The organism is Afipia dichlorophenoxyacetatis (assembly GCF_055386385.1).
Window position 1 is genome coordinate 3179275 of the sequence record NZ_AP029250.1, and the last position, 18299, is coordinate 3197573.

Sequence of the window (18299 nt, forward strand, 5' to 3'; positions counted from 1 at the left end):
GGCAAATTTATGCGACACTTGTTGATGTCTTAGTTGCCCACTTGGAAGGAGAGTCCGATGAATGACGCTCAAGCGTTTTTGAGCCAACCGGGAGTCGGATTTTTCACCATGATCCTGATCGGCGCCATCGCCGGTTGGATTGCCGAACGGGTCACCGAGTCCAACCACGGCATCTTCACTAACATTCTGGTGGGAATCGCTGGGTCATTCGTCGGCGCTAAACTCGCCGAGATCGCGCAAGTCCCGGTGTTCGGCTTCACGCGCACGCTGATTTCAGCTTCGATCGGTGCTATCCTGATCTTGTTTGCATGGCGCTCTTTGCGCGGCCGCCGTTAAGGCAAGCCGACCAACGTCAGACCTTCCTCGGGCCGCTTGCCTTCAGCCGCTTGTGTCGAAGAGCGACACTTCCCTCGTTGCTCTGCAGCAACGGATGTGGCGAGGTCGCAACACTTGGTGAACATTTAACCGTCGCCGCATGAAGCTCTTGCGTGCGCCGCGATTTGGCCACACGCCTCAATGAAATCGTATCTTCGTAAGTACAGGGCCTCAGTGCTCGCGAAGATACTGGAAATTCCGGCCTTTTGGGAATTTCGGTTTTGGCGGGTGGCTGAGGGCGAAGGTTCACGATGGACGCGAAGACCAACATCAAAAGCAGACTGCCGAGCCGTCATGTGACGGAGGGGCCGTCGCGCGCGCCACACCGGTCGTACCTCTATGCCATGGGCCTGACCACCGAGCAGATCCATCAGCCTTTCGTCGGCGTGGCGTCCTGCTGGAATGAGGCCGCTCCCTGCAACATCTCCCTGATGCGTCAGGCTCAAGCCGCGAAAAAGGGCGTCGCCGCGGCCGGCGGTACCCCGCGCGAATTTTGCACCATTACCGTGACCGACGGTATCGCTATGGGCCATGAGGGCATGCGGTCGTCGCTGCCATCGCGCGAGACTATTGCCGACTCCGTCGAGCTCACCGTCCGTGGCCATGCGTATGATGCGCTGATCGGTCTGGCCGGCTGCGACAAGTCCCTGCCTGGCATGATGATGGCGATGCTGCGTCTCAACGTGCCGTCGATCTTCATCTATGGCGGCTCGATCCTGCCGGGTAATTTCCGGGGCCAGCAGGTCACCGTCCAGGACATGTTCGAGGCGGTCGGCAAGCATTCTGTCGGCCAGATGTCCGACGAAGACCTCGATGAAATCGAGCGAGTGGCGTGTCCTTCAGCAGGCGCCTGCGGTGCCCAATTTACAGCCAACACTATGGCGACGGTCTCTGAGGCGATCGGTCTAGCGTTGCCTTATTCGGCTGGCGCACCTGCGCCTTACGAAATCCGTGACGCTTTCTGCGCGGCGGCGGGCGAAAAGATCATGGAGTTGATCGCGTCCAACATCCGTCCGCGCGACATAGTGACACGTAAGTCTTTGGAGAACGCTGCTGCCGTGGTTGCAGCGTCCGGCGGCTCGACCAACGCGGCGTTGCATCTGCCGGCGATGGCGCATGAGTGCGGAATTGAATTCGACCTGTTCGACGTCGCCGAAATCTTCAAAAAGACACCGTATGTCGCGGATTTGAAGCCAGGTGGCCGCTATGTCGCCAAAGACATGTTCGAGGCTGGCGGCATTCCGCTCTTGATGAAAACGTTGCTGGATCACGGCTACCTGCACGGCGACTGCCTGACAGTCACGGGCCGCACGATCGCCGAAAATCTCAAAAACGTGAAATGGAATCCCCATCAGGATGTAGTGCGCTCCGCCGATAACCCTATTACGTTGACGGGCGGCGTGGTGGGAATGAAGGGTAATCTCGCGCCAGACGGCGCGATCGTAAAGGTCGCCGGCATGTCCGTCCTTAAGTTCACTGGCCCTGCGCGTTGCTTCGATTGCGAAGAGGACGCGTTTGAGTGCGTGAACACCAAGGCCTACAAAGAAGGCGACGTCATCGTCATTCGCTACGAGGGCCCCAAGGGTGGCCCCGGCATGCGGGAGATGCTCCAAACCACCGCAGCACTGACCGGCCAGGGGATGGGCGGGAAGGTTGCCCTCATCACCGACGGACGTTTCTCCGGAGCCACCCGCGGCTTCTGCGTCGGCCATGTCGGTCCTGAGGCGGCCGTCGGCGGCCCGATCGGGCTCATCCGCGACGGCGATATCATCGAACTCGATGCGGTTAATGGCACACTCGACGTCAAATTGACGGACGCCGAGTTGGCCGAACGCAAAAAAGCCTGGAAGCCACGCGAGATGCGGGTTGGATCAGGTGTGCTCTGGAAATATGCCCAGCAGGTTGGACCGGCGGTTAAAGGCGCCGTCACCCATCCGGGTGGGTCGGCCGAGAAATCCTGTTATGCGGATATTTGAGCGCATTGCCGTCGTTACTGCCCTGACGGCCACGGTTTGCGTGGCCTGGCCGGCTGGCGCCTTTGACGGGACGACAGCAGGCAGCCGGGAAGACGCAACTTTGCCCGTCGTTGCCGCTCCTAGTGGCGTTGCGATTCTCAAAAAGCCGGTCCCTCCGGGAAATGTGCCACAGCAGAGCACGTTCGCCGCTCTCAAATATGCCGCTGAAGGTGGCCATCCGGTCGCCCAGTGGAAGCTCGGGCGCATGTACGCCAACGGTGATGGCGTCGCGCAGGACGATCTCCAAGCCTATGATTATTTCAGCAAGATCGCCAACGCCCATGCTGACGACAGCCCATCGGAGCCTCAGGCGGCCATTGTCGCCAACGCGTTCGTCGCACTCGGCAAATACTATGTTTCTGGAATTCCGAACACCCGCGTGAAGGCCGACCCGGAGCGGGCCCGGGAGATGTTCTCCTATGCGGCCTCTTACTTCGCCAACGCCGAGGCCCAGTACAATCTGGCGCGGATGTATCTCGATGGCGTTGGCATGCCGCAGGATGTCAAATACGGCATTCGCTGGTTGGGTCTCGCGGCCCGGAAAGGTCAACATCAGGCTCAGGCGCTTCTCGGTCAGATGCTGTTCAATGGCGACAAGTTGCAGCGGCAGTCTGCGCGCGGCCTCATGTGGCTGACCCTTGCGCAGGACAGCGCGTCGCCCGAAGAGATCTGGATCAAAGACAGCTATAAGAACGCGCTTGCCAAAGCCTCGGATGACGACCGGGCCATGGCGTTGAAAATGCTCGAGCGCTGGGTTCAGGGCCGCCGGGACTAAGACCGGCTTGGGGGCAACGTCGCCTCCGGGGCGAGTTTCTATTTCAGATCAAGGTCGACCCACACCGGCACGTGGTCGGACGCCTTTTCCCATCCCCTGACATGCCGGTCGATGCCGACGTCCACTAAATGGTCAGCGGCCTGCGGCGACAGCAGGAGATGGTCAATCCTGATGCCGTTGTTCTTCGGCCAGGCCCCGGCCTGATAATCCCAGAACGTATATTGGTTCGGCTGGTCTGACACTGCGCGGAAAGCGTCGGTCAGGCCAAGATTGAGCAGGGCGCGAAATCGCTCCCGGGTCTGGGGCAAGAACAGTGCATCCCCTTGCCAAGCGACTGGATCGTGGACGTCATCTGGCGTCGGGATCACATTGAAATCGCCGGCCAGCACGAAGGGGGTTTCGCTCTTCAGTTGCTCCTTTGAATAATTAAGGAGCCTGTTCATCCAATTGATTTTGTAAGGATACTTATCCGTGTTCGGCGGATTTCCGTTAGGTAGATAGAGGCAGGCGATCCGCAACGATCCACTGCTGTGCGACACGACACCTTCCAGAAAGCGGGCGTGAAGGTCTTCTGGATCACCGGCGAGGCGCGGCGTGGTTTCGTCAAACCGGTAGCGTGACAGCAGGGCGACGCCGTTGAACGTCTTCTGGCCGTGGGTCACAACGTTGTAGCCGAGCGCCTCAAGGGGTTCGCGCGGAAACGCTTCATCCACGCACTTGATTTCCTGCAGGCAGACGATGTCCGGCGAGGTTTCCTTAAGCCACGCCTGCAGATGGTCGAGCCGCTGGCGGACCGAGTTGACATTCCACGTTGCAATTCGCACGGCTTGGTTTCCCTTTATCGGAGGTGAGGGGTATCCCAAAAGAGCCCGTGGAGATACCCCAGCTGGGGATATCCCCCGAACCTGTGTCGTGCGTCCGCGTGCTTAATTCGCCTTGCTGGGGTCGCTGATGCGACCCGCGAACAGGATCGCGCCGGTGTTGTCGTCGGTAATGTAAAATAGAAACGGCCGATCGACCGTGAATAGTTCTGGTCGCGGCCTCTCGGCGCTTGTTATTTCGACGAGCGATGTTGCAGTCGCTGCCGCAGCTTCGGTGCCCACTTCCGTCACATCAATGGTCGTCCGATGCAAGATCTTGTCGATCCAAGCCTTCACCTCTTCCTTCGGAACACCAGTCATTCCAGAGAAGTCAGCGCGGTCCTCGTCAAACGGCTTTATCAATCCGAGCTGCTGATATCTGCTTTTAAGTTCGGCCGTGAAGCTGGTTTTGAAGCGCGGTAGCGATAGAGTGGCGTAGACCTCTCTCTCCCTAAAGGCGACAGACAGCTTGGTGAGCTCGCTCGCGTCGAGCCGCTGGGCCAACGCAGTCGTACCATCAACAGTATCGGGTAAAATGACCATCATGGAGAGCGACTCCACCGAATACGGCAGCCGGATCGCACGGAAGCCGGGTCGCGACACCATGGCGAAATAACCGCGCTGATGCATTGTCGCGACCTTGATCGCAGTGTTGGCCGTCAGGTGAAAATCGTCATTTGTTGTGGTGGCACGGGTAAACGGCATCCGCCACGCTTGATTGAAATAGACCGCATTGATCAGAACAATTCCTCTCTTAGGGAGGCTGTCGATGATGTGGTCAATCGTGCCCTCGGTCATGCGGCCGACCCAACCATTGACCTGCTCAAGTCGCGCATTCCGAAAGACCTGGGCCGCGTAGTCATGCTCCAACCGCCTGACGTAGATGTCCGACGCGATGGCGTCCTTTGTAAGCATCAAGGCGTTGGCAACACGAAGACTCGCCGAGCGACGGTTGATTGGTGTCGCTACGCAACGATTGCCTTGGCTGTAAGCCATATCCGGACATCCTTGGTCCGGCCGTTTGACGCTCTCACAGCGATTTACAGTCAGGGACATGCCGTCCGGGCATGTAAGCGCTACCTGTGGCGTGCTGTAATCTTTGAGGATCGCCAAAACTTTGGCATTGGCGGCATCCGTTCGATCATGGTCGAGCTGCTGATGCAGCACTGAAGCCATTTCGGTGGCTGTATCGCCCGCTGCGCCGCTGGATACCATGGCCATGGCCGAGCCGATCGAATAGGGCGAGAACACAACATTCCCGGGCGCGGCGACGAACTTATTAAACAAGTCATAGCCTGAACTGTTGAAGGACGTCACAAGGGGACGATTGTCAGCTTCCTCGCAAAAGGCTGAAGTCGATGCCAACGCCAGGACCAGCGCAAACCCTGCTTGTCCGAACCGCGCCATCCGCTCCCTCGAAAAGTATCCAAGTCCGCGGAGGCTCCAACCGGCAATTTGTGAGAGGTAACGGATTCCACGAACTTCTTTTTTGGGGAAGCGCACTGACTGCATTTTCAAACTTTTTCCTTTAACGTCCATCTCTGCGGCCATTTTCAGAATGCCGTGGTTGGACCGGAAACCAGCATATTCATCCGCAGCTTCTTTCGCATGACCTGTCCAAGTCATGACGTCCGCTGCATTCTTCGCTGCCAAAGACGTTGCGCGGAAGCATCGCAGCGCACGACATCGATCCTGCCCCAATGAATGCTGCAAATATGGGTGGGCGTCCTGGGCGCACTATTTCGCGGTGCACAATACCATGTGGCAATACGCATCCGACGGCCTCGCGCCGCTTCAGTTATATTATTTCCCCGTGCATCCTTATGGCGGGAGCGCCTATGATAAGGCGTAATACAATAATGCCGGTAAACAGGCGTCTTAATTGAGGAAATGCCGATCGTCCCTTTTGTGGATGATCCATGCGCGAGTCGAGATGGCACAAAATCTATATAAAAAACGGACTTTGTTCATTGCAGGCGCAGTCGCGCTTGCGGCGGTGGCTTACGGTAGCAAAGCTACCTGGCTTGGTGGCAGCACGACAGCGCAGACGCCGCCACGTCCGCGGCCGGTATCCGTCGAGATTGCGCGGGCCGAGAAGAAGTTAGTCCCGGTCGATGTAGATGCGATCGGTACCGTAACGCCGATTTCAAGCGTTGCCCTGAAATCCCGGGTTGAGACCACCATCGTCGATGTGCATTTCGAGGATGGTGCGCGGGTCAAGGAAGGCGACCTTCTGTTCACGCTCGACGCGCGCCAGATCGACGCCCAGATCGCGCAGGCGGAAGGCACCCTTGCCAGGGACAAGTCGCAGCTTGCATTGGCCGAGCGCGATCTCAAGCGTTACTCGGAACTGATCGGCAAGGGCGCGACCACCCAGGTCAACGTCGACAACGCCCAAACCGCGGTCGATACCGCGATTGCGAACATTCAAGCCAATCAGGCCAATCTGGATAATCTGCGGGTTCAGAAGAGCTACACACTGATCAAGGCGCCGATCAGCGGGCGCATCAGTGCGGCCTCGGTCAAGGTCGGCAATTTCGTGCGGCCGGCGGATACATCGCCGCTTGCGACTATCAATCAGATGGCGCCCGTCTATGTGACGTTTGCGATCCCCCAGCGGGTTCTTAGCGACCTGCATGAAGCGATGAAGACCAAGCAGTCCTCCGTGCTGGCGACTATTCCGGGCAGCGGCAAATCGGAAACCGGCGCCATTGCCATGGTCGAGAATTCAGTCGATCCGACGACCGGGATGGTCACCGTCCGCGGGATCATGGGCAACGAGAGGGAGCTGCTGTGGCCAGGAATTCTGGTCAACACCACACTCACGGTACGCAGCGAAGACGCGGTCACTGTTCCATCGGTCGCCGTACAACGCAGCCAGACCGGCAATTTCGTGTTCGTCATCAAGGACGGCAAGGCGCTGGTGCAGCCTGTTACCGTTAGCCGCACATTCCAGGGCAACTCCGTGATCGACAGTGGATTGGAGGGCAGTGAGGATGTCGTGATCGACGGTCAGTTGCTGTTGTCCAATGGGTCGCCCGTCGAGCCCCGCGCGCCCAAGGCCGGAGCCTGACCGATGAACCTGTCGGAACTCTGCATCCGCAGACCGGTGATGACGACGCTGATGACGGCGACGATCATCGCTTTCGGCGTGTTCGGCTTTCGGCTGCTGCCGGTTTCCGCACTTCCAAAGGTCGATTTCCCGACAATCTCGGTGACCGCGACGCTTCCCGGCGCAAGCGCCTACACCATGGCGGCGTCCGTCGCGGGCCCAATCGAGCGGCAGCTCTCAACGGTTGCCGGCATTTCGTCGATGTCGTCGAGTTCCTCGCAGGGAACGAGCGTCATCACAATCCAGTTCGACCTCAACCGCAACATCGACGGCGCAGCTCTGGACGTGCAGACGGCGCTGACGATTGCGCAGCGGCGCTTGCCGGTGGAAATGCTGATCCCGCCGAGCTTCCGCAAAGTGAACCCTGCTGACTTCCCGGTTCTGTTCATCTCGCTGAGTTCGGAGACACTGCCGCTGTCGGCCGTCAACGAGTACGGCGACATCACCGTCGGCCAGACGCTCTCCCAGATTCCCGGCGTGGCGCAGGTTTTGATCTACGGCACGCAGAAGTTCGCCATCCGTGTGCAGGCCGATCCGGAGGCCGCCGCGGCACGTGGGCTGTCCCTTGAGGATATCCGAGCCGCCGTCTCTCGCGCGAACTCCTCCACGCCGGTCGGCACTATCAACGGGCCGAAGCAAGACATCGCGCTTCAGGCTTCCGGGCAGTTGGACAAGGCCGCCGACTACCGGCAGGTCGTGGTCGCGTGGCGCAACGGCTCTCCGGTCAAACTAGAAGAAGTCGCCAAGGTCTATGACAGCGTCGAGAACGACAAGGTCGCGACCTGGTTTAACGGCACGCGCTCCATCGTGCTCGCGATCCAGAAGCAGCCGGACGCCAACACCGTGGCGGTTGTCGATGCCGTCCGGGCCAAGCTGCCGTCCTTGCGTGCGCAGATCCCGCCGTCGGTCACCATGGACGTTACCCTTGATCGCTCCGTGTCGATCCGTGAATCCGTGGCCGACGTGGAAGAGACCCTGCTGATCGCCGTTGGTCTCGTGATCGTCGTCATCTTCCTGTTTCTGCGCTCGGCTTCTGCCACGTTCATTCCAGCGCTTGCTGTCCCGATCTCGGTGCTGGGCACCTGCGCCGTCATGTATGCGCTGGATTACTCCATCAACAACATGACGCTGCTCGCGCTCACGTTGTCCGTGGGATTCGTAGTGGACGACGCTATCGTCATGCTCGAGAACATCGTCCGCTATATCGAGCAAGGTATGAAGCCTTACGAAGCGGCGCTGAAGGGCGCGCGGGAGATCGGCTTTACCATTTTGTCGATCACGTTCTCGCTGATCGCGGTGTTCATTCCCGTATTGCTGATGGGCGGAATCGTCGGCCGCGTGTTCCGCGAATTCGCCGTTACCATTTCGGTCGCCATCATCGTTTCAGGTTTTGTGTCGCTGACGCTAACACCGATGCTCTGCGCCCGTGTGCTGAAGGCTCATGATCCGAACCATCGGCCAAATGTCGTGCTGCGCTGGTTCGAGGCCATGTTCGACTCGTGGCTCAAGGCTTACGAGTGGGCGCTCGATCGCGTGCTGGCTTTCAAGTTCGTCACGCTGATGGTAACGCTCGCGACGCTGGCAGCCACGGTCTGGCTCTACATCATCGTCCCGAAAGGTTTCTTCCCGCAGGAAGACACGGGATTCCTGACTGGGACAACTGAGGCCGCGACTGATACCTCCTTTGATGCGATGAGCGCACGCCAGAAACTGCTGGCGGATATATTACGCACCGATCCGGCGGTTGAATTCGTCAACAGCACAGTGGGGTCTGGCGGCCCGAATCCAACGGCGAACTACGGACGGCTATTCATCGGAATGAAGCCGAAGGACGAGCGTGATCCCGCGCCGGTTGTGATGGCGCGGCTGCGGCAGAAGGCGCTTCAGGTGCCTGGCCTGCAAGCCTTCTTCCAGAGCATTCAAAACCTGAACATTGGCGGGCGCCCATCGAAGAGCCAGTATCAATACACGCTGCAAAGCGGAGATACCGATACGCTGTATCGCGTCGCGCCGGAGATGCGTGACAAGATCGCGAAGGTCCCCGGGCTGCAGGACGTCACCACGGACCTCTATATCAAGAACCCGCAGCTCACGGTGGAGATCGATCGCGAGAAGGCCGCCGTCTACGGCGTGACGGCGGATCAAATCCGCAATCAGCTCTTCAATGCTTACGGGGCGCGTCAGGTCGGCACCATCTACATGCCATCGAATGACTATCAGATCATTCTGGAGGTGCAGCCGAAATTCCGCGTCGATCCGACCGATCTGTCCAAGCTCTATGTGAAGACGACCAACAACCAGACTATTCCGCTCGAAGCGGTGGCGAAGATGGTGCCCTCAGTCGGTCCGCTGCAGATCAATCACCAGGGCCAGCAACCGGCGGTGACAATCTCGTTCAACCTCGCGCCCGGCACGTCGCTCGGCTACGCGGTCGATGAGATCACCAAGATCGAGCAGGATTCCAATCTGCCGGCGACGATTGCCACCGGCTTCTCCGGAACGGCGCAGGTGTTCCAGGATTCGCTGCGCGGGCAGGGCGTCCTGATCCTCGCGGCTGTTTTCGCGGCCTTCGTGATCCTCGGCATTCTCTACGAGAGCTTCATCCATCCGATCACCATCATCTCGGGTCTGCCGTCCGCGGGTATCGGCGCGATCCTGACGCTGATGCTGTTCAAGATGGAGCTGTCGGTGATCGCGATGATCGGCATCGTGATGCTGGTCGGCATCGTGAAGAAAAATGCGATCATGATGGTCGATTTCGCCATCGAGCGGCGCACAGTGGGACTGAGCGCGGAGCACGCCATTCGTGAAGCGGCGCTGCTGCGCTTCCGTCCGATCATGATGACGACCTTTGCCGCGATCTTCGGCACGTTGCCGATCGCGATCGGCGCAGGAGCGGGTGCCGAGCTGCGTCAACCACTCGGCGTATCGGTTGTCGGCGGCTTGTTGGTGTCGCAATTGCTGACGCTGTTCATCACGCCGGTGATCTACATCTACCTCGATCGCATTGACCGCCGTCTCAAGAAGCGTCTCGATCCGACCTTGCAGGAACGCTCGGACGTCGAACCGCCGCGCGTCGCTGCGGCCGAGTAGGGTTTCCGGTCATGATGATGAACAAGATCGGCTGGTGTCGTGCGATGGCTGTCGCGGCGCTGCTGTTCAACGCCGTGCCAGCCGTTGCGGCAGAGGAGCCGATCGAGATTTTCGATGCTCACCTGCATTACAACTGGGAGCCGAAGCCGCTTCATCAGCTGGACGAGGTGCTGGCGCTGTTCAAGAAGAACCGCGTCACGGGCATTCTGGCGACGAGCCGCCCTAACATCGGCACCCATGCCCTTATGGACGCAAAAGCCGAAGGCCTCTGGGTCGTGCCGTTTATCCGGCCTTATCGGATTCGCTCGGATATCCAGACGTGGTTCAACGATCCCACGATCTTCGATCTGGTTCAGGACGAGTTCAAGCGCGGCTATTATCGCGGCATCGGTGAGTTTCATCTCACTGGAAAAGCGGCGGCTACTGAGTGGGTGAAGAAGACCGTCGACTTCGCTGTTGCGCATGATCTCTATCTTCACGCACATGCGGACGATGAAGCCGTCGAAATTCTGATGGGTCACAATCCGCGCGCCAAGATCATCTGGGCGCATACCGGATTTGGTCTGGCCCCAGATCGCGTGTCGGACATGCTCACCAAGTATCCGAAACTGTGGGGCGAGCTGTCGTATCGCAGCGGCATCACCGGCGCTGGCGGCAAGCTGACGCCTGAATGGCGCACGCTGTTCGAGCGCTACCCCGATCGCTTCCTGCTCGGTTCGGACACCTGGATCAACGAGCGCTGGGTCAGCTACAGCGACATCATGGCCGGCTATCGCGGATGGCTGGCGCAGCTTCCACCGGCGATCGCGAACCAGATCGCGCACGGCAATGCGCGACGGCTCTTCGCTGCCAAATAGAGCAGTTTGATTTAGATCGAGAAGCTGGTGCCACAGCCGCAGGACGCGGTTGCGTTCGGATTGACCACGCGAAACGAGGCGCCGATCAGGTCATCGACGAAGTCCACTTCCGAGCCTGCGAGGAAGGGCACCGAGGACGGGTCCACCAGCACCACGGCGCTGTCACGGGAAATCACGAGATCGTCGTCCGCTTTGGTGCGGTCAACATCAAATTTGTACTGGAAACCGGAGCATCCGCCGCCTTCGACGCTGATGCGCAACATGGCCCCGTCACCTTCGGATTTCAGAATGGCGCCGATTCGCTTGGCTGCGCGTTCCGAGATGGTAACGCGGCCGACAGGGGCGATATCGGTGGCAGTGGCTGTCATGACGGTCTCCAGATAGGTCGCAGGAAGCAACCCGCGAAGCATATTTGTAAGACTCCGCATGCCATAGTTAAGTACCCGGGGCCGCAGAATCAAACGCCGAAAAGTAGAATAACTCGTATGTCCGTTGGAATGGCAGCCCCCCGAAAGCCCTATGGCTCCGACCCTGGCCAGAGCCGCGGCCGGCGATTTGATGAGCCGCCAAGCCTGCGGCGGAGCGACTTCCGACGCGATTGTGACCGCGTCATCCATTCCACGGCTTTCCGGCGGCTCAAGCACAAAACCCAGGTCTTCGTGTTTCACGAGGGCGACCACTACCGCACCCGGCTGACCCATACGCTGGAGGTTGCGCAGATCGCCCGCTCCTTGGCGCGGCAGCTTGGTCTTGACGAGGATTTGACCGAAGCGCTCGCGCTGGCCCATGACCTTGGTCATCCGCCGTTCGGCCACGCAGGAGAACGGGCGCTTGATGAGTGTCTGCGGGACTATGGCGGCTTCGATCACAATGCGCAGAGCCTGCGTGCGGTGACATTGCTGGAACGCCGCTATCCCGAATTCGATGGACTTAATCTGACGTGGGAAGCGTTGGAAGGCATCGTTAAACACAACGGCCCGCTGACGGACCGCCGCGGTCACGCCATTGGCCGTTACAAGGAGTACGGCGTTCCCGTCGGGATTTCGGACTACATCGCCCAGCACGACCTTGAACTCTGGAGCTTCGCGTCGCTGGAAGCACAGGTGGCCGCAATTGCCGACGACATCGCTTATGACGCGCACGACATCGATGACGGTTTGCGGGCAGGCTTGTTTACGGTCGATGACCTCGATGCAATGCCGCTGGTCGCGGCCATCAACGCCAAAATCAGATTGCGCTATCCCGATCTCGAAGAGGTCCGGCGCGGCGCAGAACTGGTTCGCGAACTGATCGCTTACTTGATCGAAGACGTCATCCTGGAAACCGAGCGGCGGCTGGAGATCGTCAAACCCGCGTCAGTCAACGAGGTGCGCGCTCACACCGGCGTGCTCGTCGGTTTTTCGGGGGAGGCAACCCAGGCTGAAACCGAAATCAAAAGGTTCCTCAAGGCCCGGATGTACCGCCATGAGCGCGTCATGAACGTGATGCGTGATGCGGAAGCTGTGGTGCGTAACCTCTTTACCCGTTATCAGGCTGCGCCTGAGGATCTGCCGGCGGAATGGGTGCGTCATGCCGGAGAGGACACCCCAGCCAGCCGGGCGCGCAGGATCGGCGATTTCATCGCCGGAATGACCGATCGCTATGCCATTGTGGAGCACCAGCGGCTTTTTGACTCGACCCCGGATTTGCGTTAGGCGGCGGCTTCACACCCCAAATATATGCGTAGCAAGGACTTTTCGATGACTTCGCCTGTGCCATCCCTTCACCTGTTCGCCGATGTGCTGACGCGTGTCCACGCGGTCTGCGGCGCGCTGGAGCGCGAGGGGGGCTTGCCCGCCAATATTGACCTGTCGCGGGTGGTGGTCGAGCCGACCAAAGACGCGGCTCATGGCGATATGGCAACCAACGCGGCCATGGTGTTGTCGAAAGAAGCCAAGGCAAAGCCACGGGACCTTGCAGAGAAGATTGCAGAAAAGCTGCGCGCCGATCCGCTGGTCGAGCGCGTCGAGATCGCGGGACCCGGCTTCATCAATCTCACACTGAAGCCGTCTGCATGGTTCGGCGCGCTGCTGGCGGTCCTGGAGCAGGGCAACGGCTATGGCCGCAGCCGAATCGGGACGGGCGAGAAGGTCAACGTCGAGTATGTCTCGGCCAATCCGACCGGGCCGATGCATGTCGGCCACTGTCGTGGCGCGGTGTTTGGTGACGCTCTGGCGAGCCTGCTGTCGTTTGCCGGCTATGACGTCACCAAGGAATATTACATCAACGATGCTGGTGCACAGGTGGACGTGCTCGCGCGGTCCGCGTTCCTGCGTTACCGCGAGGCGCTCGGCGAGAACATCGGCGAAATTCCCGAGGGGCTTTACCCGGGGGATTACCTAAAGCCGGTCGGTGAAGCGCTCGTGCGCGAACATGGCGACAAGCTCTTAAAGCAGAACGAGAAGTGGCTGCCGATCGTCCGCGCCAAAGCGATCGCCATGATGATGGAGATGATTAAGGGCGACCTCGCCGCGCTCAACATCAAGCACGATGTCTTCTTCTCGGAGCGATCGCTGATCGAGGGCGGCAAGGATCAGGTCGGCGAGACTATCGCGGGCTTGCGCGCGAAGGACGACGTCTATGAAGGCCGCTTGCCGCCACCTAAAGGCGCACCGGTCGAAGATTACGAGGATCGCGAGCAGACGTTGTTCCGGGCGACCGCGTTCGGCGACGATGTTGACCGGCCGCTGAAGAAGTCCGACGGCTCGTACACCTATTTCGCGTCCGACATCGCCTACCACAAAACCAAGTTCGACCGCGGCTTCCTCAACATGGTCGACGTCTGGGGCGCGGACCACGGCGGTTACATCAAGCGCGTGCAGGCGGCCATCAAGGCGGTGACCGAAGACAAGGCGACGCTCGACGTCAAGATCGTGCAGCTCGTGAAACTGCTGCGGAACGGCGAGCCAGTGAAAATGTCGAAGCGCTCGGGCGACTTCGTCACCTTGCGTGAAGTCGTTGATGAAGTCGGCTCCGACGCCGTGCGCTTCATGATGCTGTTCCGGAAGAACGATGCGGTGCTCGACTTCGACCTCGGCAAGGTGATCGAGCAGTCGAAGGACAACGCGGTGTTCTACGTTCAGTACGGACACGCGCGCGGCCATTCGATCTTCAAGAATGCACGCGAGACAGTTCCTGCTTTGCCCGAGGACGCCACGGCGCGCCTTGCATTTCTGCGCGACGCCAAGGTCGAGCGGTTGAACGATCCGGTTGAATTAAATTTAATTCGACAAATTGCGCTCTACCCACGAATAGTTGAAGCAGCGGCCCTGGCCCACGAACCGCATAGAATCGCTTTTTATCTCTATGACTTAGCCAGCGAGTTTCATGCACTTTGGACGAAGGGGCGCGACATGCCTCATTTACGCTTCATTATCCAGAATGATGCAGAAATCACATTCGCGCGACTTGCCTTGGTTCAGGGCGTCGTCTCGGTTCTGGCATCAGGTCTCGCCGTACTTGGCGTGCATGCTCCGGACGAGATGCGGTAGCGCAAGGGGGATTGTGGCCGTTTACGTATGGGGATGCGTGACGGCGTTGAGTAGCGTTCGCTTCGTCTGAAACGGCGGATGGACAGCTTTCCCGAAGGGGATGCAACATCACGATGGCAGATCGATATCGCGACAGGCTTTTTTCCGCGGACGACAATTACGCCCGGGAGAGCCGTAGTGCGCCACAGCAGCCCAGCCCCCCGGATGATCCGCTGGCTGAGCTTGCACGCTTGATCGGGCAGGCCGATCCGTTCTCGAATTATGGACGTGAGCAGCGGCCTGCACAGCCGAGCACGCCTCAGCACGAGGCGCATCAGGCTGAAGAGCCGGCGGCTTACGACGAAGAACCGGCAAGGCCGTCATGGCTGCAAAATCTTGCTTCGGCGCGACAATCGCGCGAGCAGGCGTATGACCCACAGTCGTACGATCAGCGAGCGTACGGCCATCAGGAGCCGTCGTTCGACCACCAACCGCAGTCTTATGGACAGGACGAGCAGCAGTACGATCATCGCTACGCTGATCCGCTCGGCCATGATCCGCATCACGCTAATCATGATCACCATGCCGCCGAGCCGCGCTTTGACCTGGCTCCGCACGCGGACATGGCGCCGCAACGCTACGAGCGACAGAATTTCAGTGTGCCGCAGGCTCCCCAGGAGCAGGAGTGGGGCAGCCAGCCGCTGCCCGACAGCGCAAGGTATGACAACGTGCTGTATGGTCAGCCGGATCAAGATCACGGGACGCCGTTTGCCGTTCACGATGACTATGGCGAAGGTTACGGCGATCAGTCTTACAACGAGGATGAGGAGCCGCCGCGCGCACGCCGGGGCGGCACCACGACTGTTGTGGTGGTGTTGCTGCTCGCCGTGGTCGGGACTGCCGGGGCTTTTGCCTACCGGACACTCGTTGGGTCGCCGCGTAGTGGCGAGCCGCCGATCATCAAGGCAGATGCTGGACCCAACAAGATCATTCCACCTGGCCAGGGCACCGATAACGGCAAACAAATCAATGACCGGGTCGGTGACAAGACCACAGAGCGCGTGGTGCCGCGCGAGGAGCAGCCGGTCGATCTGAACGCCCGGACATCGCCACGCGTGGTGTTTCCGCCGCTGACCCAGAACAACAATCCACCGACGGTCGCAAGCGCATCGCCTAACGTCCGGCCGACGGGTGTGGGGGTCGGCAATGGGACGCTTGGTGGCGAGGAGCCCCGCAAGATCCGTACGCTGAGCATCCGTCCGGGTGAACAGGATGCGCCGTCACCGGCCGCTCCGGCGCCGCAGGCTCGTGGCGCCGCTCAGCCTGCGCCGCAACGAGCGGCATCGGCGCCAACGACGACTGCCTCGACACCTGCGTCCAACGCTCCGGTTTCCTTGGCTCCTCAGGCCCAGCCACCTCAGGCGTCCAAACAGATGGCCTCGCTGGGGCAGTCCGCAGGCGCTGTTGCCGCAGGCTCCTACGTGCAGGTGTCCTCGCAAAAGACTGAAGCCGATGCGCAAGCGTCGTTCAGGGCTTTGCAGGCCAAGTATTCTGGGATCCTTGGTTCCCGTAGCTCCACGGTTCGGCGCGCGGATCTGGGTCCGAAGGGTGTCTTCTACCGCGCCATGGTCGGCCCTTTCGGGACGACCGAGGAGGCCACACAGTTCTGCTCCAGCCTGAAATCGGCTGGCGGACAGTGCGTCGTCCAAAGGAATTAACGGCGGTTTCCTTGACCCTGGCGTCATACGCGGGCTAATCGCCCGGTATGACCGTGCAAGCCTTCATTACCGGCGTTTCCGGCCCAGTCCTGACCGACGATGAGCGCGCATTTTTGCGCGCCCATCCGCCGTGGGGCTTCATTCTCTTCAAACGGAATATTGAAAACCCGACTCAAGTGGCTGCACTGGTTCGAGAATTTCGGGAGATCGCCGGGCGCTCGGATGCCCCGGTCCTGATCGATCAGGAAGGCGGACGAGTCCAGCGGCTGTCGCAGCCGCACTGGCCGGTCTATCCGGCGGGCGCTGTCTTCAGTGCACTTTACGATCAGGACAGGGACATCGGGCTCGAGGCGGCAAGGCTGACCGCGCGGCTCATTGCCGCCGATCTCGACGAACTTGGCATCAACGTGGACTGTCTGCCGCTGGCGGACGTTCCCGTGGCCGGTGCGAATGCCGTCATTGGGGATCGCGCCTATGGCACGGTTCCGGACAAGGTCGCGGCCATTGCCCGGGCGGTCACCGATGGCCTGGACCAGGGGGGCGTGCTGCCGGTCCTGAAACATATTCCAGGTCATGGGCGGGCCACGGCCGACAGCCATATCGGGTTGCCAACGGTGAATACGCCTGTGGGGGAACTCACCGCGACGGACTTTGAGGCATTCAAACCGTTGGCGGACCTGCCGATGGCCATGACTGCACATGTTGTGTTTAGCGCGCTCGATGCCGCCAAACCTGCGACCACTTCTGCGACAATCATCAATCAAGTGATTCGCGGAACGATTGGGTTCCAAGGCCTCCTGATGAGTGATGACGTTTCGATGAACGCCTTGCAGGGATCGATCGCAGAACGGACGCGCGACATCGTCGCGGCGGGCTGCGACATGGTCCTGCATTGCAACGGGCAGCTCGACGAGATGCGGCAGGTCGCTGGCGAAACGCCGGTGCTGGCAGGTGAAGCCTTGGCGCGCGCTGAACGCGCGCTTGCATCGCGCCGTTCGCCGCAACCATTCGACAGCAAGAGCGCGCGGATCAGGCTCGATGAATTGATTGGCCGGGCAGGGAGCCTGATGTCATGACAGCGGAAATTCTTTCGTTTGAAACCGGACTGCCCACGGCGGCGGCAGAGCGGGCCGAAGACGAGCCCTCGCTCGTCGTTGACGTTGAGGGATATGAAGGCCCGCTTGATCTGCTGCTCGCGCTTGCGCGGCAACAGAAGGTCGATCTCGCCAAGATTTCCATCCTGGCTTTGGCCGATCAGTACCTCGTGTTCATCGAGGCCGCGCGCAAACTGCGTCTGGAATTGGCCGCCGATTATCTCGTGATGGCGGCCTGGCTTGCCTATCTCAAATCACGCTTGCTGCTTCCCGAGCCGCCCGAAGCGGAGGGGCCGAGCGCCGAGCAGATGGCGAATGCGCTGGCTGAACGGTTGCGACGCCTCGAACAGATTCGCGAAGCGTCCAACCGCCTGATGACGCGGCCGCAGTTGCGCCGTGACATTTTCCCGCGCGGTCAGCCCGAATCCATCGCCCAGATCAAGCAGCAGCGATGGACCGCGACGCTGTACGACCTGCTGACGGCCTATGCGACGCAGCGCCAACAGCGTGTGCTTGCCACCGTGCACATGAGCAAGCGCACCGTCTGGTCGTTGGCAGAAGCACGCGCATCGCTTGAGCGATTGATAGGGATTACCGAGGATTGGTCCAGCCTCGACGAATACCTCATGACTTACGTGATCGATCCTTCGCAAAAAGCCACGGTATTCGCATCCAGCTTTGCGGCTGCGCTCGAGCTGGTGCGTGAAGGCACCCTCGATTTGCACCAAAAGGAAGCTTTTGCGCCTTTGTATTTTCGTAAGCCACCGGCGCACTTGCCCCCCGACGCTCATGCAGCGCCGGAAGTGTCGGCAGAGTAATTGGAAGAAGGAGACCAGGCCATGCCAAGTCCCGCACGTGTACACCACCTCGCTCCGGTAGAGGATATTTCGA

At 60.1% G+C, this 18299-nt stretch carries 14 protein-coding genes; 11 read left to right on the forward strand and 3 right to left on the reverse strand.

Features of this window, described 5'->3' with window-relative positions; translation table 11 throughout:
* Positions 1-57: 57 nt before the first annotated feature.
* The 3 genes from ACZ5C3_RS14980 (at position 58) to ACZ5C3_RS14990 (ending at position 3165) form a co-directional block, all read left to right on the forward strand.
* Positions 58-336 (forward strand): GlsB/YeaQ/YmgE family stress response membrane protein, encoded by a 279-nt coding sequence (locus ACZ5C3_RS14980; protein ID WP_464030877.1) that lies wholly within the window; start codon positions 58-60, stop codon positions 334-336.
* Positions 337-626: 290 nt separating this feature from the next.
* The gene (gene ilvD / locus ACZ5C3_RS14985; protein WP_464044124.1) at positions 627-2351 is read left to right on the forward strand and encodes a dihydroxy-acid dehydratase; all 1725 of its coding nucleotides are present in this window, start codon (positions 627-629) and stop codon (positions 2349-2351) included.
* The gene (locus tag ACZ5C3_RS14990; protein ID WP_464030878.1) at positions 2338-3165 is read left to right on the forward strand and encodes a tetratricopeptide repeat protein; all 828 of its coding nucleotides are present in this window, start codon (positions 2338-2340) and stop codon (positions 3163-3165) included. The genes ilvD and ACZ5C3_RS14990 overlap by 14 nt, the downstream gene beginning before the upstream one ends.
* A gap of 38 nt (positions 3166-3203) precedes the next feature.
* Here the strand turns inward: ACZ5C3_RS14990 and xth are convergent, their stop codons facing one another.
* Both xth and ACZ5C3_RS15000 read right to left on the reverse strand, forming a co-directional pair.
* Positions 3204-3989, reverse strand: coding sequence for an exodeoxyribonuclease III (xth, locus tag ACZ5C3_RS14995; protein WP_464044125.1), 786 nt, complete (start codon positions 3987-3989; stop codon positions 3204-3206).
* 102 nt (positions 3990-4091) lie between these two features.
* Positions 4092-5678 (reverse strand): serpin family protein, encoded by a 1587-nt coding sequence (locus tag ACZ5C3_RS15000; protein ID WP_464044126.1) that lies wholly within the window; start codon positions 5676-5678, stop codon positions 4092-4094.
* Positions 5679-5958: 280 nt separating this feature from the next.
* Here ACZ5C3_RS15000 and ACZ5C3_RS15005 point away from each other — a divergent pair, with 280 nt between their 5' ends.
* The 3 genes from ACZ5C3_RS15005 to ACZ5C3_RS15015 are packed head-to-tail and all read left to right on the forward strand — an operon-like array spanning position 5959 to position 11087.
* The gene (locus ACZ5C3_RS15005; RefSeq protein WP_464030881.1) at positions 5959-7098 is read left to right on the forward strand and encodes an efflux RND transporter periplasmic adaptor subunit; all 1140 of its coding nucleotides are present in this window, start codon (positions 5959-5961) and stop codon (positions 7096-7098) included.
* Between the two features lie 3 nt (positions 7099-7101).
* Entirely contained in the window at positions 7102-10230 is a 3129-nt protein-coding gene (locus ACZ5C3_RS15010; RefSeq protein WP_464044127.1) for an efflux RND transporter permease subunit, read from the forward strand.
* An 11-nt stretch (positions 10231-10241) separates the two neighbouring features.
* Positions 10242-11087 (forward strand): amidohydrolase family protein, encoded by an 846-nt coding sequence (locus ACZ5C3_RS15015; RefSeq protein WP_464044128.1) that lies wholly within the window; start codon positions 10242-10244, stop codon positions 11085-11087.
* Between the two features lie 11 nt (positions 11088-11098).
* Here the strand turns inward: ACZ5C3_RS15015 and erpA are convergent, their stop codons facing one another.
* Positions 11099-11455, reverse strand: coding sequence for an iron-sulfur cluster insertion protein ErpA (erpA, locus tag ACZ5C3_RS15020; RefSeq protein WP_464030885.1), 357 nt, complete (start codon positions 11453-11455; stop codon positions 11099-11101).
* A gap of 117 nt (positions 11456-11572) precedes the next feature.
* On the opposite strand from erpA, the gene ACZ5C3_RS15025 reads away from it, so the two are divergent.
* The 5 genes from ACZ5C3_RS15025 to ACZ5C3_RS15045 all read left to right on the forward strand — a co-directional run bounded on the left by ACZ5C3_RS15025 (position 11573) and on the right by ACZ5C3_RS15045 (position 18226).
* Positions 11573-12781, forward strand: a complete 1209-nt coding sequence (locus tag ACZ5C3_RS15025) for a deoxyguanosinetriphosphate triphosphohydrolase (RefSeq protein WP_464044129.1) — start codon at positions 11573-11575, stop codon at positions 12779-12781.
* 45 nt (positions 12782-12826) lie between these two features.
* The gene (gene argS / locus ACZ5C3_RS15030; protein ID WP_464030888.1) at positions 12827-14617 is read left to right on the forward strand and encodes an arginine--tRNA ligase; all 1791 of its coding nucleotides are present in this window, start codon (positions 12827-12829) and stop codon (positions 14615-14617) included.
* A gap of 113 nt (positions 14618-14730) precedes the next feature.
* On the forward strand, positions 14731-16314 hold the full coding sequence (locus tag ACZ5C3_RS15035) for an SPOR domain-containing protein (protein ID WP_464030889.1): 1584 nt from the start codon (positions 14731-14733) through the stop codon (positions 16312-16314).
* A gap of 47 nt (positions 16315-16361) precedes the next feature.
* Entirely contained in the window at positions 16362-17390 is a 1029-nt protein-coding gene (nagZ, locus tag ACZ5C3_RS15040) for a beta-N-acetylhexosaminidase (RefSeq protein ID WP_464030890.1), read from the forward strand.
* Positions 17387-18226: a segregation and condensation protein A gene (locus ACZ5C3_RS15045; RefSeq protein WP_464044130.1), complete on the forward strand. Its 840-nt coding sequence runs from the start codon at positions 17387-17389 to the stop codon at positions 18224-18226. Before nagZ ends, ACZ5C3_RS15045 begins: the two co-directional genes overlap by 4 nt.
* Positions 18227-18299 lie beyond the last annotated feature (73 nt).